21 protein-coding genes, 1 pseudogene and 1 riboswitch are annotated in these 23,723 nt (G+C 51.6%); of the genes and pseudogenes, 9 read left to right on the top strand and 13 right to left on the bottom strand.

The features are described 5' to 3' along the window. From IQ256_RS15340 to IQ256_RS15350, 3 genes and pseudogenes are all read left to right on the top strand, one after another. Positions 1–297 (top strand): annotated as a pseudogene (locus IQ256_RS15340) (hypothetical protein); the annotation flags it as partial. A gap of 39 nt (positions 298–336) precedes the next feature. Then, positions 337–654 carry a hypothetical protein gene (locus IQ256_RS15345; RefSeq protein WP_228024918.1) on the top strand — a complete coding sequence of 106 codons (318 nt, stop codon included), beginning with the start codon at positions 337–339 and terminating at the stop codon, positions 652–654. Positions 655–686: 32 nt separating this feature from the next. Further along, entirely contained in the window at positions 687–1,763 is a 1,077-nt protein-coding gene (locus IQ256_RS15350) for a PstS family phosphate ABC transporter substrate-binding protein (protein WP_193856425.1), read from the top strand. Between the two features lie 86 nt (positions 1,764–1,849). On the opposite strand, the gene IQ256_RS15355 is transcribed toward IQ256_RS15350, so the two are convergent. The 8 genes from IQ256_RS15355 to IQ256_RS15390 form a co-directional block, all read right to left on the bottom strand. Continuing rightward, positions 1,850–3,394, bottom strand: a complete 1,545-nt coding sequence (locus tag IQ256_RS15355) for a phosphomannomutase/phosphoglucomutase (protein ID WP_193856426.1) — start codon at positions 3,392–3,394, stop codon at positions 1,850–1,852. A gap of 111 nt (positions 3,395–3,505) precedes the next feature. Next, entirely contained in the window at positions 3,506–5,830 is a 2,325-nt protein-coding gene (locus IQ256_RS15360) for an SUMF1/EgtB/PvdO family nonheme iron enzyme (protein WP_193856427.1), read from the bottom strand. 57 nt (positions 5,831–5,887) lie between these two features. Beyond that, positions 5,888–6,283 carry a hypothetical protein gene (locus IQ256_RS15365; RefSeq protein WP_193856428.1) on the bottom strand — a complete coding sequence of 132 codons (396 nt, stop codon included), beginning with the start codon at positions 6,281–6,283 and terminating at the stop codon, positions 5,888–5,890. A gap of 382 nt (positions 6,284–6,665) precedes the next feature. Beyond that, positions 6,666–6,824 carry a hypothetical protein gene (locus IQ256_RS15370; protein WP_193856429.1) on the bottom strand — a complete coding sequence of 53 codons (159 nt, stop codon included), beginning with the start codon at positions 6,822–6,824 and terminating at the stop codon, positions 6,666–6,668. Between the two features lie 607 nt (positions 6,825–7,431). Further along, a complete protein-coding gene (locus IQ256_RS15375; protein WP_193856430.1) occupies positions 7,432–7,995 on the bottom strand; it encodes a Uma2 family endonuclease in 564 nt (187 codons plus the stop codon). Positions 7,996–8,040: 45 nt separating this feature from the next. Then, positions 8,041–11,382, bottom strand: a complete 3,342-nt coding sequence (locus tag IQ256_RS15380; protein WP_193856431.1) for a caspase family protein — start codon at positions 11,380–11,382, stop codon at positions 8,041–8,043. A gap of 105 nt (positions 11,383–11,487) precedes the next feature. Continuing rightward, positions 11,488–11,697 (bottom strand): type II toxin-antitoxin system HicA family toxin, encoded by a 210-nt coding sequence (locus IQ256_RS15385; protein WP_193856432.1) that lies wholly within the window; start codon positions 11,695–11,697, stop codon positions 11,488–11,490. After that, complete coding sequence (locus IQ256_RS15390; protein ID WP_193856433.1) at positions 11,694–11,897, bottom strand: type II toxin-antitoxin system HicB family antitoxin; 204 nt, start codon at positions 11,895–11,897, stop codon at positions 11,694–11,696. Before IQ256_RS15390 ends, IQ256_RS15385 begins: the two co-directional genes overlap by 4 nt. 94 nt (positions 11,898–11,991) lie before the next feature. Between IQ256_RS15390 and IQ256_RS15395 the strand changes: the two genes are divergently transcribed. The 4 genes from IQ256_RS15395 to IQ256_RS15410 are packed head-to-tail and all read left to right on the top strand — an operon-like array spanning position 11,992 to position 14,274. Beyond that, positions 11,992–12,381: a CU044_2847 family protein gene (locus IQ256_RS15395; RefSeq protein ID WP_193856434.1), complete on the top strand. Its 390-nt coding sequence runs from the start codon at positions 11,992–11,994 to the stop codon at positions 12,379–12,381. 56 nt (positions 12,382–12,437) lie between these two features. Next, a complete protein-coding gene (locus IQ256_RS15400) occupies positions 12,438–12,683 on the top strand; it encodes a hypothetical protein (RefSeq protein ID WP_193856435.1) in 246 nt (81 codons plus the stop codon). Beyond that, positions 12,680–12,937: a type II toxin-antitoxin system RelE/ParE family toxin gene (locus IQ256_RS30425; RefSeq protein ID WP_193856436.1), complete on the top strand. Its 258-nt coding sequence runs from the start codon at positions 12,680–12,682 to the stop codon at positions 12,935–12,937. The genes IQ256_RS15400 and IQ256_RS30425 overlap by 4 nt, the downstream gene beginning before the upstream one ends. Positions 12,938–12,954: 17 nt before the next feature. Continuing rightward, complete coding sequence (locus IQ256_RS15410; RefSeq protein WP_193856437.1) at positions 12,955–14,274, top strand: cell wall metabolism sensor histidine kinase WalK; 1,320 nt, start codon at positions 12,955–12,957, stop codon at positions 14,272–14,274. Positions 14,275–14,285: 11 nt separating this feature from the next. Here IQ256_RS15410 and IQ256_RS15415 read toward each other — a convergent pair whose 3' ends face one another. From IQ256_RS15415 to recJ, 5 genes are all read right to left on the bottom strand, one after another. Then, positions 14,286–15,230: a RodZ domain-containing protein gene (locus IQ256_RS15415; protein ID WP_193856438.1), complete on the bottom strand. Its 945-nt coding sequence runs from the start codon at positions 15,228–15,230 to the stop codon at positions 14,286–14,288. A 22-nt stretch (positions 15,231–15,252) separates the two neighbouring features. Then, positions 15,253–16,014 carry a pseudouridine synthase gene (locus IQ256_RS15420; protein ID WP_193856439.1) on the bottom strand — a complete coding sequence of 254 codons (762 nt, stop codon included), beginning with the start codon at positions 16,012–16,014 and terminating at the stop codon, positions 15,253–15,255. Positions 16,015–16,178: 164 nt separating this feature from the next. Continuing rightward, a complete protein-coding gene (locus IQ256_RS15425; protein ID WP_193856440.1) occupies positions 16,179–17,531 on the bottom strand; it encodes a cell wall metabolism sensor histidine kinase WalK in 1,353 nt (450 codons plus the stop codon). 212 nt (positions 17,532–17,743) lie between these two features. Further along, positions 17,744–17,920, bottom strand: a complete 177-nt coding sequence (locus IQ256_RS15430) for a DUF4278 domain-containing protein (RefSeq protein ID WP_193856441.1) — start codon at positions 17,918–17,920, stop codon at positions 17,744–17,746. A 36-nt stretch (positions 17,921–17,956) separates the two neighbouring features. After that, positions 17,957–18,166: riboswitch (Glutamine riboswitch) on the bottom strand. Positions 18,167–18,241: 75 nt separating this feature from the next. Then, the gene (gene recJ / locus IQ256_RS15435) at positions 18,242–20,791 is read right to left on the bottom strand and encodes a single-stranded-DNA-specific exonuclease RecJ (protein ID WP_193856442.1); all 2,550 of its coding nucleotides are present in this window, start codon (positions 20,789–20,791) and stop codon (positions 18,242–18,244) included. A gap of 159 nt (positions 20,792–20,950) precedes the next feature. Here recJ and IQ256_RS15440 point away from each other — a divergent pair, with 159 nt between their 5' ends. Both IQ256_RS15440 and IQ256_RS15445 read left to right on the top strand, forming a co-directional pair. Further along, on the top strand, positions 20,951–22,063 hold the full coding sequence (locus IQ256_RS15440; RefSeq protein ID WP_193856443.1) for an AI-2E family transporter: 1,113 nt from the start codon (positions 20,951–20,953) through the stop codon (positions 22,061–22,063). Positions 22,064–22,119: 56 nt separating this feature from the next. Beyond that, positions 22,120–23,649, top strand: coding sequence for an AAA family ATPase (locus tag IQ256_RS15445; RefSeq protein ID WP_193856444.1), 1,530 nt, complete (start codon positions 22,120–22,122; stop codon positions 23,647–23,649). The last annotated feature ends 74 nt before the right edge of the window (positions 23,650–23,723 follow it).

The following is a 23,723-nucleotide window of genomic DNA, read 5'->3' on the forward strand; positions in this document are numbered from 1 at the left end:
TATCCTTTCACACTAGGCGCTAACATCGGCACCTGTATTACGGCTTTGCTAGCGGCGACTTCGGTGTCGGGTGCGGAGGCAGTCGCTGCGCTAGAAATCGCAATAGTTCATTTGCTGTATAACTCTCTCGGCGTGATAGTTATCTACTGTATTCCTTTTCTCTGTCGTCTGCCGATCCAATGTGCAGAGACGCTCGCTGTTGTTGCCAGCGAGAAGAAATCCATCGCCTTTGCCTATATCATCGGCGTGTTTTTTGTGATTCCGGGCATGCTTCTAGGTGCCACAGCCCTGTTTTGACGGAATTTCCGTTGAAACTTCCGTTTGGATATATAGCCTTTGCCTTTAAAGATTCATCCTTGTAGTGGAGCCTTTCTCATGAATGAAAAGTTGACATATATCGAGAAGCTAGAAACTCAAATTGATGAAGCAAAAGCAGCGCTTAGTCGTCTAAAAGAAGAAAAACAGCAAGCAATAAAAGAAGGACAGCACGAGGAAATCGAACGCTTAGAAGAGCACTTAGAGCAAGCTCAAGTCAAGCTTGAGGACATTCGTGAAGCGGCTGAAGAAGCCTGGCAGGAAGTCAAAGAGGGTATTGACATACTGCTCAATAAGCTTGGCGACAGCTTGAAAAAGCTGATGCAAAAAGAAAACTAAAACAAAATCTCCATTAAACTCCATTAAAGAGTATGCAAACTAAATTTTCCACAGCAGCAGCTATCTTTGGAACCATCGCGCTGACAACCGCCTGCACAGCCCCTACGCCGACATCAGACCAGGGCAGCATCCTCGGCGATGGTGAATACAGCACCAGAACAATCAATGTCACCCGTTTCGCCAGAGGCAACTTCATCAAAGTCGACGGCTCTAGTACGGTCTTTCCAATCTCGTACGAGGCGGCTCAACGCTACCAGCAATCGAACTCTGATGCCCCGGCGATCGCAGTCACCTTTTCAGGCACAAGCAGCGGCTTTGAAAGATTTTGCACTGGAGAGACCGATATCAACAACGCCTCTCGTCCAATCACGACAGCGGAAATGGCAGCGTGCAAAGCAAACGGGATTGAGTACCTAGAGCTGCCAATTGCGCTCGATGCGATTACGGTAGTTGTTCACCCTGAGAACGATTGGGCCGAAGATATCACCCTCGAAGAACTGCAGACAATCTGGCAGCCAGACGCGGCAGACACCATTAACAACTGGAATCAAGTTCGCTCGTCTTGGCCCGATCGCCCGCTTAATCTTTTTGGCCCCGGAGAAGAATCGGGTACTTTTGATTATTTTACTGAAGTCATCGTGGACGAGTCGGGTGCTAGCCGTACGGACTACACTCAAAGCGAAGATGACAGCGCTCTGGTAGAGGCGATCGCAGACGATCCAGATGCGCTTGGTTATTTTGGACTGGGCTACTACGCAGCCAACTGGAATCGGCTCAAGTCTTTGGCGATTGACAATGGGCAGCAGTCATCTCAGCCAACTATCGAGGCTGTGAAAGATTCGACCTATCAACCGCTGACCAGGCCGCTACTGCTCTACGTAGATGCTGAAGCCCTTGAAACTAAGCCCGAGCTTCAGAGCTTTGTGCAGTTCTATCTCAAAAGCGTTCAAGACTGGGTTCCTTTTGTAGGCTATGTCCCCTTAGAAAAAGAAACCTACAAGCTTGTCTCTGAGCGTTTTGAACAGCAAGAGATTGGCACGGTCTACGGCGGCGAAGTGGAATCTGAGCTTTCTATTGAAGAGAGACTACAGCAAGAGTCAACCTATTGACTTTCAGCCTGGTTGACTCTCGCTGCCTTTTCAACCGCGCACTTGGTCGCGCTCTGATGTGCTGGTGCTGGTAAAAGCGCTCTTGTCTAGCTGGTAAGGGCGCTTGTGTCTAGCTGGTCTGACGTGCCGGAGAAATCAGTATCGAAGAAACTGAGCAGACGCTGCCTGATCGCATCTACACCGCCTTCTGTGTCCGATTCTATATTCAGTGGCAGCACAGGATCGTGTAGGGAAAGGCGTAGCAAGAACCAACCTGCTTCTTTTGTACAGGCGACTCGAATGCCTTCATAGTTGTTTGGCACGACTTGCCAATCAGTTTGCGCCTCTGCGAAAGACTGTAGGCGCTTAATCACTTCGTTACCGTACGATTTGAAATCTTCTGTCAAAATCTTGAGCCGATATTCCTTGCTTTCGGCAGGTTCTTTTAAGTTCGAGATGAGATCGGTAATGACTTTGTTAGACTGACGTGCGATCGCCAGCTCCACTAACAGCTTACTCACCAGGTAGGCACCATCATCTAGAAAATAATTTTCTCTCATCGCACCGTGCCCAGAAGTCTCAATCGCTAGCCACGATTCTTCGCCTTCACTATTTAGCCGAACAGCTTCGTTGATTACGTTCTTGTAGCCGCGCTTGAACCGATGATGCACGCCCCCCAAATCGGTAATAAACTGAGTCAGTCCGTCCGAAGTGATCGAGTCGGTCACGATCGTAGATCCCGGATGCTCTCGCAAAACTACCGCCGAGATCAGCGCAATTAATTTGTTCCTATTCAGTTCATTGCCCTGCGGATCGACGGCGGCTGAGCGGTCTACATCTGTATCAAAGATGATGCCAAAGTCAGCTTTATTATTCAGCACAGAACCGCGAATAGCAGCCATCGCGGCTTCGTTCTCTGGATTGGGGATATGATTTGGGAAGTTGCCATCAGGCTCTAGAAACTGACTGCCGCTGGTGTCAGCGCCCAAAGGCTCTAGTACTTTGCTCGCATAAAAACCGCCCGCCCCATTACCAGCATCTACAACAATATGTAGACCTTTAAGCGGCTGGTCGTAGTTTTCTGAATGATTAACTGACTGGCGAATCTGTTGAACTAGGCCATTGGAATAAACAGAAATAAAGTCTCTTTCTTCAGTCTCTCCTTTTTTTGGCACCTCCGAGAAGCTATCTTTCTCAGCGAGAGTAAGAATAGCGGTAATATCAGGTTTGTTTAGGCCACCGTCAGCGGTAAAAAATTTGAGACCGTTGCGGTTAAACGGTAGGTGGCTAGCGGTGAGCATGATTGCCCCATCGCAGTGGTAGCCCTCGGTGACCGTGCTCATGAACATAGCGGGTGTGGATGCGATCGCAAAATCCAGCACCTGCGTCCCCAAACTCATCATCCCAGCAGCTAATCCATCTCTCAACGCCGGACCAGAAAGGCGGCTATCTCGCCCCACCGACACCACTAGATCTGTCGATGCCTTACCTAGCTTTGTCGCCAGCCAGCTTACAAATGCCTGCCCTAGCCGATAGGCCACCGCCGATGTTAGATTCACCGATTCACCCAGCACGCCTGCTAGCGCTACCCCTCGAATATCCGAGCCATTTTGCAGCCGCTGCCACTCACGAGATGATTGCTGTACAGCCATAAAGGTTTTTCTGCGATTGCTTGAGCTTTATTCTATCCCGGCTAGATAATAACAGACTCATCTCCAACTTCAAATGCCCTAGAGAAAGGCTCAATCGCTGCGCCTTCAACATTAAAGCACGGGCGTCTGGCGATTAGGATGCAGACAAATGATTCTAAAGCTGATGTCGTCGGTTCTGTTGTGGAAAGGATAGGTAAGGCTGTATGCAGAGCGGCAGTTAGTGGGTAAGTAGAACCAGCTTCCGCCTCTAAGAGATTTCTTCTGATTAGCGAGCTGGCTACTAGCACTTCGAGGGTCGAGATATTTGCCTTGGGGGGTGTGCCAGCCATCTAAACACCATTCCCACATGTTGCCGTGCATATCATACAGACCAAAATCGTTGGGCCAAAAGCAGCCGACTTCGGTGCTATCTTCTCGGTAGCGACCTTTGGGACCTTCACCATAGGTATAGTTACCGTTGTAGTTTGCCAGCTCTGGCGTGAGCGTCTCACCAAAGTAGAAAGGACTGGTAGTCCCGGCGCGACAGGCATATTCCCACTGGGCACCGCTGGGTAGCTGATAGGTTCGACCTGTTTGCTGTGATAACCGCTGACAAAACTCTACCGCATCTGTCCAAAAGATGTTCTCGATAGGTTGAAGCGGCGTTCTGTTCTTTCTCGTATTTTCTCTAGCCGGAGAAGCCGACCTAGGCGATCGCGGTTCTCTTTGCATCACTGCCCACCACTGCACCTGAGTGATGGTGTACTTACTCATCCAGAACTCTGAGACAGCAACATTACACTGCGCGGGAGTACCCTCCACTTCTCTCTCTTCTATGGTTTCTCCCATCAGAAATTGACCACCGGGAATGCGAACCATATCTAGGGTGACGCCTTTGGCTATTAATTCGCCAAAATAGGTCGCCTTACACCGTTTTTTCTGAATAGGTTCACCTTGCGGATCGACCCGTAGGGTTTGAAAGGTAAACGTTGAACCAGTCACTGGCTCAAAAGAGGCGGGCTTGACTCTAGTAGAGCGAACCCACTCTTTTATAGAAGGAGACTTAGCGGGTGAGGACTCGATTGGCGATTCTATAGGCGGCGCTGTAACAGATTGGGTAGCAATCACCGAAGCAGTTGCTGGCTGTCTAGCTAATAATTTAGCGGTTGTTTTAGCTATTGCCTGAGCTGCTGGCAATCTAGTTCTTGTCGATCTAGCTGTCGCTGAATGAATAGGCTGGAAACCATCAGGCTGGGGCTGGGACGGTAAGAACGAAGACTGTGAGGTATGTGAAGATGAAGTGGGTGAAGACGGGGCTTGGAGAGATCTAGGCTGAATCAGCGGCGGCTGGCTATCTGGTGTTCCAACAGTTTGAGCGACAGGCAACTGAGCCGATTGCAAAACATGCGCTTCTACTGAGCGTACATCTTCATCTCGCAAACTGAGCAATCGCTGAAGTTCTTTTAAATCTTGAATAGTGACCTCGCTAAAAGGATAGGCAAAAGACTTTTCAGCTTCTAGAGCTTTAGCGTATAGTGCTAGATGGCTCTGTCTCTCTTTGTAGGGTTTCAAAATTTCGGCTTCGATAGCGCTAGCTTGCATAGCGCCCAAGCCTAGCCGCTGCCGCCACTCAAGTAGAACTGCCTTGCCAGCTGGGCCAATATCACCGTTGCGGACTCTTTGCTGGACTTGTTTGCGGTAGCGCTGTTCGTTGTTTAGCTGGACTTTGGCGATGATAATATCGTGTCCTTCTTGCCCGTTAAAGATGGCGGGCTCCATGGCGGGCGCTGCTACCTGTATCTGCGTTTTCACATACTCATGCAGGTTCTGAGCAGAAATAGAATCTTGGCCATCTAGCGCCGCGCCGCCTGTCTTTAGACCTTCTACTAAATAGCGAGTGTAGATAGAAAGCGATTCTCCTTCTTGCTCTAGGGCGTAGCGTGACGAGGTCGATGAGGTCATGACGCACCAGCCTTTTCCACCAAAGTGAGAGGCGATATCGACGATGTTGTTGTTCATCGCTAGAAAGCCATCAGCAAAAGCCGCGCCAAAACAACAGTCTAGAATAACAACCTTGCGCTCGGCCCAAGAATTGCTCAACTCTCGCTTAAGAAAATGGGCTTCTACTGCGGTGCCAGCGTTCGGGCGACCGCTTTCGAATAGCTCTGTTTGAGACGTGGTCAGATAAAAGTCCCCGCTCATGTCTTTGATGCCATGACCCGTAAAGTAGAACAGCACCATGTCTTCTTTTTGCAGGTGAGCGAATACCTCACAAATACGCGATCGCATATCACCCACATCAGGGTCCATCAGCGCCACCACCTGATCGAACCCACCGATATCCGGGTTACGCAGCACAGAACGCATAGCCGCCACCCCATTCGTTGGACATCGCAACGACTTGAGCCCCGTGCCATAGTCATCGACACCGATCAACAGTGCAACTTTTCTAGCCATGATTATGCGGTATCTACTGTTAATACTAAGACCGTTGATACCAAAGTCTCAGTACAGCTATTCTGCTGCCTTCATCTGCTGTGCTGCGGCCACTAGCTTTTCAATGACATCATCAAAGTCATCCGGGCGCACATTCTTAGCATCGATCTTTTGAGCGTGACCATGGACCTCAATAGTCAGATCCATCGGCGCTCCGGCTAGCCGCTCATACACCTCGTGACAGGCTTTACGCAAACCATTTCCCGTAATTTCAGCCGTCAAAATGCTCCATAGCCACTGCGCTCCCATAGCGCCATCTGGCACACTGCTATCGGCTACTCGTCTGACGCTTTGAACAACTTTTGAGTGCTTTAGCTCCCTGAATAGCTGCTGAGTGAGCATTTCTTGCTGTGAGTCGGGCATACCATAATTGGCCGTCCGCCAGTCAATCGTCAAGCAAATGTTATCTGACATGGTTTGTGTTTGGTGTAGATGTTAACCTAATTTGATTGCTGTGAAATGAGCTCTTAAAAGAGCAGAAGAACTGTCCTAAATCAATAGAACATTCGTCTCATAGAGAGAGACAGAAAGACATAATAATTGCCGCCTCATCTGCTTTTAAAGACCTTTCAAAGAATCTCCACGGGCAATAAACCTGTGTAAATTTAGGACTGATATTCGCATTCTAAAGTAGATTTCAATCAAGTAACGCTCATACGTAAAAGAAAGGAGAAAACACGGAAGCTTCGGATACGATTTGTCACCTTTCTTTTTAAGAGACAATACTGATACAGAGACGACGACTAGCGAAAAGACAACCCGCCTCTAGCGCCAGTTCATCTACTTATCATCCGCTTCATAATCCAGCAACCGTCTGCCGACACCATACACAACCCGGCACATCCAGATGTAGGCTCTCAAAATCTTCAATAGGATGCACCATCCGCACGAGCCGATAGATATGGCCTCTCTCTTTTAGCATGAACAGCGGACCAGCACCTAGACAATCTTGCATGCAACAGATTTCATATTGTTGTTTATCTTACTCAAAATACCGATAAGAAGTTGACAAACTCTCCTAATTCTTTGTTGTATCAGCGCACAAGTACCTTCCTTACCTGCGATCGCAAGCACCGAAAAAGTCTGTTGAGCGTCGTCCGCGACGGTCCCACCCACCAACCACCTAAAGCAGCCCCTTAGCATAGCAAACCAGTCACACCCTTTCGGGGGGGTTGGGGGAGTAGAGTCCCCCAAGCAGCCCCATAAGCCACCCAGCAGAGGAGGGGTGCGGGGAGGAAATCCCCGGTTCTTAATACCTTGCCTCTTCCTCGAAAACCCTCGAATAAGAGAGACTCTCTCTAGTCAGTGAGAATGCTAGACAGCATAAAAAGTCATAGCCAGGCGGAATTGATACAGGGTGCGACTGATAAAGTACAGTTGGTGAATAAACCTTCGCAGAGCGCGACCGATAAAGTGCAGCTAGTGGATGAAGCCCCGCAGCAATCGACTGATATGCAGCTTGGTCTTTGCAGCATAGTAATGGATCTTTCCACCAGCTCATTCGCTGGCCTAGATCCAAAGTTCGGATAGTCAAAATCCTCGTCAGACAAAGCTCAGCGACATTACACCTGCAACCAGCCAAAGAGCGTTTCTACCGTCAGCTCAAACGCATCTAAAACATCGGGCATTGCTAGCCGAGCCGTTGGCGCTTCTAGAATCTCAACTGCCTGATCGGGGCGAAAGACTAAAACTGTTCTCTCGCTAGGATCTATCAGCCAGCCAAGCTGAGTGCCATAAGTCAGACAGTGAGAAACCTTCTTGATGACTCTAGTTTGGCTTTGCTGAGGCGACAGAATCTCGATAGTAAGGCTGGGTGCGATCGCTACGATATCGGCAATGTCGCCGTCCTCATCGCGAGGAATCTGACTGCTGGACAAAACTACAATATCTGGGACGATAGCCGCGCCACCAACGCTACATCGCAGCTCTGTGAAGGCTAGGCCAGTCTTTTGCGGTTCAAGGAAATCGTTCAGCACGTTAGACAGCTTGGTCTGTAGCCGACTGTGTTTTCCTTTCGGCATAGGCTTTTGCGTAACTTTTCCATCTGCAAATTCGCTAGCAGGCTTGGTTTCTGGAAGTTCCAAAAAGGCTGCGAGGGTGAGCGGTTTGGTTGGGGCTTGTACCATCTGTAGCGCTTTAGTGCGACTGAGCTAATCATATAGCGAGGCTAGTTATTTCGCGCCGGACCATTCCGCCAGCTCATTCGCCCGCCTCACCGGATCGAACGTCAGCGCAGCATCTAACGCTTTGGCCTGATTGAACTTGGCAATCGCCTTGTCCATCTCCCCCTTACGCGCCAGCACACTACCCTGCGCTACCAGAAATTCCGCTTCTTGCCGCCGCGCTGTCCATACATTTTTCAAGCAAGCTTCACAAGCCTTCTGCGCCAGCTCACCCTGCATCAGCGCCAGATGATGTATTAGCCTATCGCAACAGTCACGCAGCTCACTTTCCCAGGTACCCAACCGCCACAACCGCAGCCTGCTATCTGCGCCAACCGAGACAATCTGGTCCCCCTGTGGGCTAAAAGCTACCGATGACACCGAGTCACTATGACCAGAGAAGGGGTTGCCAATACAGTTACCCGATAAGTCCCACAGCCGTAGCGTTTTATCACAGCTTCCCGAGACAATCCGACCCCCCTGCGGACTAAAAGCGACTGACCGCACCGAGTCGCTATGTCCGCTGAAGGGCTCGCCAATAGGATTACCCAATAGGTTCCACAGCCGCAGGGTATTATCACGGCTACCTGAGACAATCCGATTCCCCTGTGGGCTAAAAGCTACCGATGACACCGAGTCGCTATGACCAGAGAAGGGTTTGCCAATACAGTTACCCGATAGATCCCACAGCCGTAGCGTTTTATCACGGCTACCTGAGACAATCCGATCCCCCTGTGGACTGAAGGCCACCGAATGTACCCAGTCGCTATGACCAGAGAAGGGGTTGCCGATACAGTTACCCGACAGGTCCCATAGCCGTAGCGTCCCATCACGGCTACCTGAGACAATCCGATCCCCCTGTGGACTGAAGGCCACCGAATGTACCCAGTCGCTATGACCAGAGAAGGGGTTGCCGATACAGTTACCCGATAGGTCCCACAGCCGCAGCGTCTTATCAATGCCACCTGAGATAATCCGATCCCCCTGCGGACTAAAGGCTATCGATGACGTCGAGTCGCTATTGATCTTTAGCCGTTCACGAATATTGCACCAGGCGCGATGCAAAGCATCCTGCGCCGAATACTCCACCCGAGATAGTGTCGCTTGACTCTCTGCGACTAAACCCATCGCTTCGACGGTTCTGTCCACTATTTGTGCCGGATTTGCCGCTAGCTTCTCACGCCATTTGCGCGACTGCTCTTGCAGTTGAGCCTTTGCCAAAGCTTTCTCTAGCCTGGCCACATTCTGTTTTTCCTGTTCGTCACTAAACGAAAAATAATCTTCTACCTCGCGCGCCCCTTCTTCACGTAGCAGCTCATCTAGCGCCGCCCTACGCTCATTCAGCTCTGCCAGCAGCCCCCGCGACAGCAAAAACTCTTCTCGCTTTTCTCTAGACTTCCATCGATAATACTCGTCTTCCAGCCGCTGCCCTAGCCGCCGCAGATCTCTATCCGCCTGCCGCCACTGCGCATATCGCTCCCACCCATCCAGCAACGCCTCATGCGCCAGATCAACAAACTCGCCATCACTCACCAGCAGCCGCCCCGCCACCAGGCTCGCAATCACATCATTCACAATCTCTCTAGTTTGTTGCTGTTGTTCATTCTTTGACTCTATCCCGCCACCCATCGCCAGCAGTGCCTCTTTCGGCTGTCGCTGTCGGGTATCTTTCTCTCCTTTCCCCAACCGCACCAGCCGCAGACAGACCCGCTTTGCCCAGGGCTGATCCACATCTCGCAAACTGTTGTATACCGTCTCTGCTCGCCTATCCAACGCACCTTTCAGCCCACCCATCTCTCTGTAGACACTAGCCGTCAGCTTTCTAGCCTGCGTATCCCGCTTCTCCCACAGCTCCGTCAGCGCAAACTCCAACAAAGGCAAACAGTTGTATTCCGCCGCCACATTCTCCAGCAGCAGATCCAACAGCCCTTCTCCAAAGGCATACCCCCGAGCCTGCACAGGCTTCACAATCGCATCGCGTAAATTCTCCCCCGTCAAAGCCTCCAGCCAAACCACATCCCGCTCCACCACCGCCGCCGGATACCCCAAAGCCAGCCACTCATTCACAAAATCCGACCGCATCGTCGCCACCACCGCCAGCCGAGCCTCTGACCTATCCCTCACCGCCAGCAGCGCTTCTACAAACCGCTGCCGTTCAGACTGATCGCACAGCGTAAAGACTTCCTCAAACTGATCCACCAGCAGCAGCACCCGATCATCCCCCGCTATCTGCGCCGCCGACTGCCCACCCAACTGCCGACCCGCCAGCGACTCAGTCATCTCCGCCAGCCCCGTCGCCTCAAACACGTCCAGCAGCGCCCTAATCTCACCCGCCGTCACCCCGCTCGCCGTCAACAATTTCCGCAGCTCCATCTTCAGAATCGCCAGTGGAGCCGCATCCGGCTTCATCGTGATCACCTGCCAACCTTGCGCCATCAACTGCGTCACCAGCCCCGCCCGCACCACCGAAGACTTTCCACTGCCCGAAGGCCCCAGCACCATCACAAAGTTAGACCGACCCAGCTTCTGCACCAGTTGCTGAGTCACCGCCGCCCTGCCAAAAAACACCGCCGCCGTCTCCGGCGTAAACGCTTGCAGTCCCTGATACGGGCACTCCTCATTCACCCTAGTCTCAGCCACAGTCAGCCGATGCCGCACCAGCACCAAATCGCCGCCGTAGCTAATCAGAGTCGGCTCCTGCCCAGATCGCCTCAGACGTTTCTGCACATAGTTATGCGCGTCCAACACCGCCACTTCTTCGATTGATTGATCTTGCAGCACCTCCAGCAGCGCCCCGGTATACACACTGTGCGCCGCACCCGTATCCGCCCACGCCTTCTCATAGCTGCGACAGGCTGCACTCAGAAAATAGGTGCGATCGCCAAACTTACTCAGTCCACTCCCCACCAACGACTGCTCAATAAAAAACTCACTGTGACAACAGTCCAACAGCATCGCCAGCTTTGCAGGTGTCGCCTCCCCCACCAGCGCATTCAGCTCCTGAAACGGCAGCGCCCGCTGAGCATACAGAATACTGCCATCCGCATCCTGATTGATCTCACAGTCGTAAGTGGCCAGATAGCCCTGCTGACTTCGCGCACTCTGCCCAGCCGTAAAGCCATGCCCCGTGAAATATAGGAGGACTTCAGCGCGATCGCCCTGCTTTAGCAGCACATACTCCAGTTCTGCAATCAGCGCCTCGTACGTTGCCTGCTCGTCTTGGAGCGATCGCACCTCATCAAAATGCTCATGCAATGAATCGCACATTGCCTGAGCATCACCCTTCGGCTTCGACAGCCCCGGCAAATGTCGATACTCACCCACCCCAACAATCAGAGCATAACGACCCATAATTCAACGTTTATACGACTTTCAAATAGCTTTTCAGGCATTCTCCCCTAAGATAGCCAAACAAGCCAACTTGATAAGAAGCCGTTCTAAAAAAAGTTAAAGCAACTAACGCAGATCGTCTTCAGAAAGTTGCGCTATCTTCATCAGCGCCCGCTGAGTCCCGGCCTTTAGCGCCTGGTTTCGATGAACCGGAATTGATAAAATCTTGTCTTCCCCAGCCTTCTCGTAGATATGATGACTGCCAGTCACCCTACTCAAAATCCAGCCGCGTCGCTCAACTATTTTGAAAAGCTGCTTGCCAGAAACAGACTTCATACCGCAATCTCAACAACGCGATCATTAGACTGGAGCGTTTGACGATTGTTAGCAACCTCTAGCCAACCTGCGATCGCATCTCGCAAATTAGCAACTACCTCTTCCATCGTCTCGCCTTCCGTAATACATCCAGGCAGCGCAGGCACCTCCGCCCAATATCCTCCTTCTTCTGCTGGATGAATAACCGCCTTTATCTTCATAGCGAACTCAACTATACATATCCACTAGCTTAGTCTTAAATAGCAAAGTCCACTGTTCCAACAGCAGGTTCCAGCAGCAGGTTCTAATATCAATATGAGCACCATCCAACCCGTCCAGCTAGAGGACCCCGACGGCACTACCTACACCGTCTACATCGAATCCACCGAACCCGCCGAACTACCCACAGCACCCTCATCTCCCAGCGCCCCCACCCACAGCGGCACCCGCGAAAGCTACGGCATCGGCGACAAACTCAGAGCCGAACTGAAGGACATCCACGGCACCATCCGTGCCTACACCTGGTATGTCATCGGCGCATTCAAAAACCTCTCCGGCGTCGAAGTCGAAGAAATGACCCTCAAATTCGGCATGAAAATCGGCGGCAAAGCCGGACTGCCTATCTTCACCGAAGGCACCGCCGAAAGCAACTTCGAAGTGTGCGTCAAATGCAAATTCCCCAGCAGCGCACCCAGCAAAAGCTAACAGGCAAACCCGATAACATGAAAGAACATTCTCCAGCGAATACACAAGGTCAAGTCATGACTACACTGCCAAAACCAAAAATCGATGCCTTCACCCTAGAAATTCCGCCCCTCTCCCGTAGCGCCATAGACGAGCTGTATCACTTCCTTCAATATCTACAGTTCAAGCACCAGATCGATCTCGAAGCCACCATCGAAGCCATCGAAGACGAAATCGATCCCTATGACGCCGAAATTGCCCTACAAGAACCCGGCGATGCTGTGCCTTGGGAAACTTTGAAGCAGGAACTAGGGCTATCGTGAGCTATCGAATCCTCTTCGAACCTGCCGCCGAAAGACAGCTCAAAAAGCTGCCACTATCAGTTCAAAAAAGCCTGCGTCCCACAATAGATAATCTGTCAACAAATCCCAGACCATCTGGCTGTAGAAAGTTGAAAGGTAGAAAAGATCAGTACCGAATCCGATCGGGCAGTTATCGTGTCATCTACAGAATTCAAGACGCGGCCTTAATCGTCAGCGTCGTTAGTCTAGGCCATCGAAAAGACGCATACGACTAGACGCTCTACCCACCGTTATGTTCCAAGCCACCCGCCGCCGCCTCGCCCTCTGGTACACCGCCGTCACCGCTGTCCTGCTGCTGCTATTCGCCATCGGCGTCTACACCTACGTTCGCGGCACCCTAGTCGAGCGCGTTGATGACACCCTCAACCACGTCGTCGAAATCGTCGAGCGATCGCTCGTCATCGGCAACAACGGCAAAGTTAATATCGAAGCCAGCTTTCGCAACAAAGAAGAAACCAGCGAAGACGATCGCATCGATCTCGAATGGTTTGGTCCCGAAGGCAACTTGCAGTGGACCACCTTTTCTAAATCGCCCCAAGTTCCCCTGCACGTCAATCCCAATGGCGAAACCATCACCACGCCTCACGGCCTAGCCATCCGACAGATCACCCAGAGAATCAGTATCGGTGCTCAGCTCCTTGGCTACCTACGAGTTAGCCACCCCTGGTTTGAAGTCTCTAAACCCAGCCGCCAGCTGATTATCGATCTGGGCTTTGGCATCACGGCGATGATTGCCACCGTCGCTGGCATTGGCTGGTTTCTCTCTGGCTTGGCCATGGCCCCTATCCGCACCTCGTATCACCAGCTCAAACAGTTCACCGCCGACGCTTCCCACGAACTCCGCAACCCCATCGCCGTTATCCAAACCAACGTTCAAGTCGCCCTCGCCGATCCTGATGAACAGTTTCAGCACACTCAGCTAGAAGTAATCGAACGACTTACCCGCCGGCTTGGCAGACTAGTTGACGATCTGTTGTTTATCGCTCGCCAAGAAAGTGGCCTGATCCCCATGCGCCAAGAGCCGATTGAGCTAGTCGGCTTGATCGAAGATGTCGTAGAAGAGCAGCAGGCGATCGCCCAAGAAAAAAACCTCACCCTCACCTACACCCACGCCAAAACAGAACTCTCAACTCAAGGCGATCGCGATCAGCTCACCCGACTCTTCACCAACCTGATCGCCAACGCCATCCAATACACCTCCGTTGGTACGGTCTCTATCGATCTCAGCGCCAGCGCCCAGCAAGCAACTATCACCATCGCCGACACCGGCATCGGCATTCCCGCCCAAGACCTCGACCATATCTTCGACCGCTTCTACAGAGTCGATCCCGCCCGCAGTCGCAGTATAGGCAAAGAAGCTGGTGGATCGGGGCTAGGGCTGGCGATCGCCAAAATCATTGCCGAAAACCATCACGGACAACTCACACTCACTAGCCAGTCAAACCCTGCTACCGATCATGGCACGATCGCAACTGTTCTTCTCCCGGCTAAAACCGCACCCGCTAAAAAAGCGGAAACGTCGAAGCAGAAGAACCCCGGCCTCAAAGCTTGACCCCAGTATCTTCAGTCAGCCACCAAACTCACATCTGGCACAAACGTCTTTGAAACTGGCATCCCGACTTCACCCATCAGCTCTGCCTGAGACTGATTGAAAGAATACAAAACGCCACCCGCGTTCCCGACTCGGATTGTCATCGACTCATCCGCTGCCCAAGAGCGCTTTTCTCCCTGCTCTAAAATCGCCTCGAACTTAGTCTGACCATCTGCTACGACCCAGATCCAAGACTGTTCGGTTAGCACGAGATCTACCTCAATCGGCTTGGTCTGCTGCTGCTTTGGCGTTTCTACCACTGGCTGCGCCACGGGCGTAGGTCTTTGCAGCGTTAGCTGCTCAATTTCTGCTGGATCTAGTATTGGCTGAGCAGTCATATCTGGCGCATTCTGCTGTAGCAGCGCCGACAAAGCGCTCACCGCCCCTACAATCAACAGCACATACGCACCGTACAGATGCAAAGGACTCAGTCGCGCCGAAGACCCTCGCCAGGAAGAACGGGGCTGATTTACCACCGGACGAGTAAAAAATCGATTGGCGATCGCCTCACCATCTAACCCCAACGCATCACCGTATCGACTCAACAGCGCTCGGACATAGACTGGTTCAGGCAGCGCAGCCATATCGCCCTGCTCTATTGCCAACAGCAGCGACTTGCGAATCCGCGTCAGTTCCTCAATCGCATCAAACGTCAACCCCTTTTGTAAACGCACCTGTTTGAGCGAATTCCCTAGCGATCGCAGCTGCTCTTGCTGTAGCTGTTGAGCAGTCGGTTCTAGAGCGCGAGTTTTCTGCTTCATAATTTTCCAGTTCATGAGGCTAGTAGGAGGCGGGGTAGATGGATAGTAATAGGATGAATAGCGATAATAAATAGAGACAATCGAGACGCCAGACAGCAGCGGCAAATAGAGAGCAAAAGTAAGGAACTGCTGAAAGAGTCTTTGAGCAAGTCGCACAGTAGGCAGGCCATTCAGTCAGCTAGCTAGGATCGATAGCAGCTTCTTGCTTTAGCCGAGCAATCTCTTTTTCAGTCAGTGAACGATAGCGACCGCGAGCTAGATCACCCAAAGGCAATGAGCCAATTTTTGATCTGTGCAGCGCTGTCACTGGATGGCCTAGCATTTGGGCAACTCTTCTAATCTGCCGATTGCGTCCTTCCTTCAAAGCAATTTGCAACAGGGCGCGTTCGGTGCCGTCTCCTTGAGAATCGCCTGACTGACGCTTCAGCAAACTGACCTCGGCTGGCAGCGTTTTACGGCCATCTAGCACTACGCCCGCTTGCCACTGGCTTAGCGTGTCTGGCGAAGGCACACCTTTCACACTTACCCGATAAACCTTAGACATTTGATGCCTAGGATGAGTCAGCAGATAGGTAAAGTCACCGTCGTTGGTTAGTAGCAAAGCTCCGGTTGAATCCGCATCTAGCCGACCTACCGGATGAATACCCACTCCTTGATGAGAAGCAGTATCCAACAAATCTAGAACAGTCTTTCGCCCTTGGGGATCGTGGCAAGTAGAGACCACACCTTTGGGCTTATGAACGAGAAAATAAGCGCACCGAGGCGGCTCACCTATTTCAACACCATCTACACAGATTCGATCATGGCTAACATCCGCTCGCTGACCAAGTTCAGCAATTTCACCATTGACTGTAACTCTACCACCTAGAATCAACTTTTCGGCTCTTCGCCTAGAGGCAATTCCTCGCTGAGATAAGAGCTTTTGCAACCTCTCGGCCATAGGTACAGATCGTTGCCGCTTTTGGATTTAGCTTTTTTCCGTAGAAAGACGCTGTCCAAAAATCAGTTTTTACTATCTACACTTCTATTCAAGCAGTTATCTATTTATATTTACAAGAGGTGATCGCCCAAACCGCAAAGATCTCACCGATCTTCTATACGGGTTTACACGGATTTTATTAGCCGTCTGCTCGGCAGCCACACGCTTAGCCGTCCGCCCCCAGTCTCAGGATCATTTTGAGCGATCACTTTTCCCTGGTGTGCGCTCACTATCTGCCTAACGATCGCTAATCCTAGGCCCGTACCGCTGCTGGCAAACTCAGCCATCTCCACCGTCTGAGCTTCTTCTGAGGCACCGTTACCATCAGAGCCAGCCAAACTCCCTTGACGGCTGCGAGCGGGATCAGCCCGATAAAATCGCTCAAACACGTAGGGGAGATCTTTTTCTGCTAACCCGCAGCCAGCATCAATCACTTCAATCACAATGCCAGGTCCAGTAAATTCTGTTCTTGCAGTCCCCTCAGTGACGCTCAGTCTGACTCGAATAGCTTGCGCGGCGGGGCTGTACTTCACCGCGTTGCTCAACAGATTAAACAAAACGCGATGCATCAAATTAGGATTGATGCTGGCAACCAGGTTTTCGGGGCCCTCATAAGTAATATCGAGCTGCTTTAGTTTGGCTAGTGGCTCTACGCTTTGCCAAGCTGATCGAATCAAGGGCACTAAGTCTGTCGCTACTTCGTCTTTTAGCTGAGTACGGCGCTGCTCTAGGCTACTCATCTTTAAGACATCATCGACCAGCTTACTCAGGCGAATCACCTCCTTGAGCAAGCGTTCTACCCAATTTACTAAGGTGTCATCGACTCGCGACTGTAGCGTCTCAGCCACTAATCGAATAGAAGTCAGCGGCGTTTTTAACTCATGGGCCACATCAGAAATCCAGCGATCGCGCTGCTGTGCCAGCATGACAGTTTCCTGTTTGTTCTCTAAAAAAACACCGACTTGACCATTGACTAAAGGCAGACCATACCCCTTGAGTGGATAGGCAGGCCGCTCCGTATAGTTGAAGGGATCGGTTGAAATTGAATTAAAAGTCCACTTGCGCTCACAGACGGATTGAGCCTGGCGGGTTCGATCGATTAGCTGGTCTAGCTCATAAGAACGAACGATAGCCAGCAGCAGCTTAGGCTGCTCATAATCGCCCTGGTCAATATCCAAAAATTCTTGTGCGCGCCGGTTACACCACAGCAGGCGATTTTCTTCATCTACTTGTAGATAGCCAACGGGCGCACCTTGCAACAGATATCGAAACGACTGTATCCGCGTAGTCAAGGAGTCTATATGGGCTTTTTGTTCTTCAATGGCGCTCGCTAGCTGAGCATCGTATCGCAAAGCCGGCAGCAGTTGACGATCGGCCAAACGGCTAAACAGACGCTTGAATCTAGTATTGTAGTGCTGCCGCAAAGCTACCAAGAAGGCGATGCCAACAGCCAATCCTAGAAAAAATCCTAGCAGCATATACACCCGCTCTTTGACTGTCAAAGCACATGATACAGCAACAAAAAAGCGCCACCTCTAAAAGGCGGCGCTTTATTCGTCAATCATGTCGATATGTCGCTTATATCACTAGCATCTATAGCTTTCCGCACTTTGCTAGTACGTTTCTAGAGCAAGACCTCACAGCTAGCCGCAGCCTCGCTGAGCAACCTTTTTCTAGAAACCATCAAAATCTAGCGGACAACTGCGCCGCGATACTTGAGTACATCCTCAGAATGATGGTGAGGAACACCGAGCACACGGCGAACATGATAGGTAGCACCACGGTAGTGGCCAATTTCTTGAGTTTCAGTAGCTTGAACAGTAGATTTGTGGGTGTTGTATTTTACGCCACGGTATGAGAGTTGCATGGTAATCGCCTCCAAAGGGATTGTGTGGATTTAAGAGGCGCGTTCCTTCAGAGCACTGCATGCGACTGTCACTGCATGAGAGTGTCACGGCATAAGACTTCATCAGTCTGCTGCGTATTTTTTGTGTGCTCTTACTTCCGTCTTTCTCTAGCCAAGGGCTCCTAACTTCTGTCTAGCTGTATGCACATAGCTCTACAAAGAGAGGATGAGTGTCAACTGCGATTGACTCATAGAAAGATGAACGGTGCTTGTTTCTGTATTCAAATATACCGTTTTCTATCAAAGTGCGTCAATCATTCTAGCTAGATACTTTAGGATTCTTTACGGCTGTCTGAGAATTGCCGATTGCAGCGCTGAGACTGGAGCCTGATAAAAGTACTGGCGGCGAAAGTGCTCTTCTTGCACGGCTGCCAGGAACTGAGCTAGGGTCGCACGGCGCTCGGTCTCACTGTGTATTTCACCGTGGGAAGATCTAGGCTTCTCCTCAAAGCTCAGTCGAACATCGATTGCTGAAATGTCGACGACAAACCCTGCCCTGGCTAGCGCAATTAGACCCAGTTCTAGAGTGCGATCGCATACCCCCAACTTCGCCGCCAGCCTCTCTCTGGTAACAGGCTGCGACGTCCGACTCAAGAACTTCGCTAGCCCTAACAGCATCGTCCAAGTATCAATCGGGTTGTTCTCTACCGGAGAAGAGTAAGCCAGCGCTAGCGGTTTGCGACTTTGCCCGGCCTGATGCTGCCATAGCTGAAAATCTGTCCAGAGCGTGGGACAGCGATCGACCTGCAAACTTTCTTCTATATCGTCAACTATTGACGCGCTATTGACGGCTGCATTAGCAGCGCCGTTAGCCGAACCGTTCCGAATAGACCCAGCAGAAGATCGCCGATCTATCAGCCAAGCATCCTGACTGACTGCAGCACCTTTTCGGGTAGAGGGCTCAGAGCGCTTGGCACCCTCAGCAGACACAGCCGTCGCGGTCGTCGGACGAATATCAATCAGCCGCACTTCGTACCGACGGCTCTTAGGGTGACTGTTGTAGTCCAGCTCTACCACGACATCCCATCTCCCCGGTGGTAAATCCTCCTTATAGTGGCCCCACCACAGCCCCGGAAACTTTGAGTCGCTTAGGTCAGGGCTGCTTTCATTACTGCCACTTTCGTCATCACCACTTTCATCACAGAGCTGAAAGCTAGCCTTGATATAGCCAACCTTTCCACCCATGCGATCCTTCAGCTTCTGATGCCACACATTTTCAAACCAGCAGTTCTGAATTAGCAGCTTTGGCACTGGGTTGCCCATACCGCAGGGCTCTAGCAGCTTCAGCTCTTGAAACAAACTTTGACCTAGCTCAGCAACCGTCACACAAAGGTCCACCTGCACCGTCGGAGCACTCAGCTCCGCGCCCATTTTCTGACGATACTGCTGATTGATCGCCGCCTGAAACATAGATAAGTCTTTGGCGGGTAAGCTCAGCCCAGCGGCAAACGGATGACCGCCAAATCCGCTCAGCAGATGAGCTTGAGAGCTGACCAGGTCGTAGAGATCAATCTGATTCACCGAACGCGCCGATCCCCGCACGAGCACATCGCCATTACTCTCATCCGGCATATCTTGAGTTAGCAAAATAGTCGGCCTGCCGTAGCGCTGGGCTACCTGACCAGCGACTAGCCCTAATACGCCGACTGGCCACTGCGGATCGCACAGCACAATTACGCCAGTTGTCGATAGATCGCGCGTTTCAAGCTGATGGGTGACTTGCTTTAGCACATCGCTCTGTAGCGCCTTTCGCCGCGCGTTGGCTAGCTCTGCTTTTTCGGCTAACGCTTGGCAGCGATCGCGATCTTTACTAGTCAACAGCTCTACACAAAAGCTAGCCTCGCCATAGATGCGACTGACCGCGTTGATCCGGGGGCCAATACCGAATGAAATATCCGTGGGGCGATCGCCCGCCCGCCGACACAGCTTCAATAGCTGCGCCACCCCTGGCCTGACTGGATGCGCTGTCTTCAAATGGGTCTGTAGCTGTTCGATGCCAATCTGTGCCAAATACCGACAGTCGCCCGTCAGCTCAACGAGATCGGCGATCAAACCAATCGCAACGAGATCAACTAGCTCACTTAGCGGCCTACTAGGCACCTCGGGGAGCGTTTCATATAATGCTTCCACCAGCTTGTAAGCCACCGCCACGCCAGAAAGGTTAGCCATCGAATGCTCACGGGGCAGCGCCCGAGGATTCACAATTGCCACTACGTCTGGCCTGGCATCAGGCAGCGTATGATGGTCGCTCACAATCACCTCTATTCCGAGTGACTGGGCATAGGCAATCTCTGCCGGGTTAGTGCTGCCAGTGTCGCAGGTGACTATCAGCGTCACATTTTGAGCAGCGAGCTGATCGAGTCCCACGATTGATAAGCCGTGAGATTCTTTTAGTCGGTTAGGAATAAAATACGTGAGCCGCTCAAGGTCAACATCGAAGAACTGTTGTAACCCATCCCAAAGCACGGCAGTCGACGTGATCCCATCAGCATCAAAATCACCCCAGATGGCGATTTTTTCATCGCGATCGCGTGCCTTTACCAACCGCGCCACCGCCCAGTCCATTTCTTCACCAAACTCAAATGGACTCGCTGGCGTATACGCAGATGGCAGACAAAATCCTCGGAGCGCCTCAGCCGAACGAATTCCCCTTGCCCACAGCAGCCGCGCTCCCTGATCTGGACACGGCAATCCTGTAATCTGGGCTACTGTTTCTATCCATTCAGGTGCGATCGCCCCCTCTTCAGCTAGCCGCCAATCCGCCCTAGGTTCATCTACCACAGCTACTCTCTCTTTCACATGCCCACGCTTTTGCAAAGCTAGCACTTTCATCGGCGACTAGGTGCTCACGCCATATATTTAGTCCTCATTCAATTGAGATAGCTCAAGGCAGCTTCAAAGCGCCTATTCTCTAAATATTTCTCCAAGAAGCACCTACTTGTCCTTGACTCCTCAGATACAATAGGCCAATTCAATATTGAGAATGCCTCTATGAAGCTAGGTGACTGGATCAGTCTGCTGTGCCTCATAGCAGCGGGCTACATCTTGTGGCAAATCAGGCCGCTGCTACTGCTTTCGTTCGCAGCAGTTGTCATTGCGATCGCGCTCAACAGCATCACCCAAAAGATCAAAACTACGCTTAAGATCAGACGCCGCGCCGCCATTCCTATTACCTTGGCGATCGCAGCCATCGTGGCGCTGGTCTTCATCATCGGCATCGTTCCCCCCTTTATCGAGCAGTTCAGACTCCTAGCTGTTCTGCTCGTGCGATTCTCTCAGACCCTGCCAGCTCGCATCCTAGACTTGCAGGCCAACATGCCAGAGCGCATCCGTCTGCCAGAGCTAAACGAGTTTCTCGCCTGGTTAACAGCGCCTGACTCAGCCGCTATTGATGTCTTTGGCAATTTCTTTTCTATCTTCAACTCCTCACTTCAGATACTGCTTCAGACTCTCTTCGTCTCAGTTCTATCGCTGATGATACTGGCCAACCCAGACGCCTATCTTCAAGTCATCTTATTGATTTTTCCTGCCTTCTACCGCCAAAGAGCTGAAGAGATTTTCTACAAATGCGAGCTCGTATTAGGCAACTGGCTAGGCGGTATCTTGATCAGTTCTATATTCGTCTTCAGTATCAGCTTCATTGGGCTGCTCGTACTCCAAATAGACCTGGCCTTTGCCCACGCTCTAATAGCAGGTATCCTCAACTTCATTCCTAACCTAGGACCGACGATCAGCATGGTCTTTCCAGTGATCGTTGCCCTCATCTCCAATGATCCCTGGAAAGTTGTTGCGGTGATCGGTCTCTATATCATCGTTCAGCAGATCGAATCCTACTGGCTCACGCCGACAATTATGGCTCACCAGGTTTCGCTGCTTCCTGCCTTCACTCTCATCGCCCAGATCTTCTTTGCTAGCGTTTTTGGTGTGCTGGGGCTGCTGCTAGCACTACCGCTGACCGTCGTTGTCAAAACCTGGATTCACGAAGTTCTCATCATTGACGTTCTCAACAACTGGCAGCTAGCACCCCCCGTCTTGCGATCGAAAACAACCCATACCGCTCAATCTCCTAACGCCCTGAAGAGTCGTTCGACGGGAATGCTGTAGATACTCCTTGAGCGCCGCTCGCTAGTCAATATCTAGTCGGGTGGATCTGTGTTGATATGTCTACCCATACCCAGAATCTGCGGCACCTTCAGACGCTATTGATGTCTTTTCATCCAGTCATCGTCATCGAAAGCGTAGAAGAAGAGCGCATACAGTCGCTGTTAGAAAAAGCGACAGCAGACCTGCAGCTAATGGCGTTTGACTGGAGTATTTCACAGGGAATGGGACGATTGCAGGGGGCTCAGAATCATTGGAACAACGAATACGCCCCCCCTGGGTCAAATCGTCAAACCCTTGAGAAGACCGAAGATCCGCTCGATGTGCTGCGCCACATCCTCTCGATGTCCACAAGGGGGCTCTACTGGCTAAAAGATTTTGCCCCGCACTTGGAAGAGGCCGCGATCGCCAGGCAGTTTAGAGAAGTCGCCCATCTCTTTAGCTATAACCAATCTGCATTTATCCTGACCGGAGAGCAGGTGTCGTTGCCTAGAGAAGTTGCTCACGAGGCCGTGTATTTTGACCTGCCGCTACCGAGCCCGGTTGAACTTAAGCAGGCAATAGACAGCGCTATTCGCTCGTGCCGGGGACGGGTACAGGTCAATCTCTCATCGCAAGACGAGCAGCAGCTAATCAAAGCGGTCCAGGGCATGACCCTAAAGCAAACCAAAAAAGTGATTGCCTACGCGGCGATCGCCGACGGGCAGCTCAACACTGAAGATATTGGCCACGTGCTGGAGCGAAAAACCCAAGTCATTCGAGAAACGGGACTGCTCGACTACATTGCACCCGAGAAAAACACGGCGCAGCTCGGCGGCTTTGAGAACATGCGCCAATGGCTGAGCCGCGCCCGTACTGGCTACAGCAACCGAGCAAAAGCGTTTGGACTAACCCCGCCCAAAGGCATTTTGATCGTCGGCATTCAGGGCTGTGGTAAATCTCTAGCGGCTAAAACGATCGCTCGCCAGTGGCAGATGCCGCTGCTAAAGCTCGATACCAGCCAAATCTATGACAAGTACATCGGTGCTTCCGAAAAGAATTTGCGCCAAGCGCTCAGCCTCGCCGAAAAGATGGCTCCAGCGGTGCTTTGGATCGACGAGATTGAAAAAAGCATGGGTCAAAGCGATAGCGACACCGATGGCGGCCTCAGTCGCCGATTGTTTGGCTCATTTCTAACCTGGCTACAAGAGAAATCTGAAGAAGTCTTTGTCGTGGCCACCGCTAACGATCTGTCTAGGCTGCCACCAGAACTGTTACGGAAGGGTCGATTCGACGAAATATTCTTTGTCGATTTACCCGATGCCAAAGAGCGCGACACTATCTTTCAAATTCAGATGACTCGCCACCAGCAAAATCCTAACCGCTTCGATCTAAACAGACTGGTGATCGCCAGCGATGGCTTTAGCGGCGCAGAAATTGAGCAAGTCGTTGTGAGTGCGCTCTACCACGCCTTGTACGAAAAATGCCCAGTAGATACGGCCCTAATTGAACACACCATCAAATCAACCGTGCCGCTATCGGTGTCTAGGCGAGAAGATCTAGAGCGACTGCGGGCGATCGCCCAGTCCCGCTTCGTCAGTGTCAAATAGCTGATGCCGAGTAGCCGATGTCAAATTATCGCTGTCAAATTATCGCTGCCAAATTATCTAGGGTTAGATTACGC

The organism is cf. Phormidesmis sp. LEGE 11477, from assembly GCF_015207105.1.
Taxonomy (GTDB): domain Bacteria; phylum Cyanobacteriota; class Cyanobacteriia; order Phormidesmidales; family Phormidesmidaceae; genus Phormidesmis.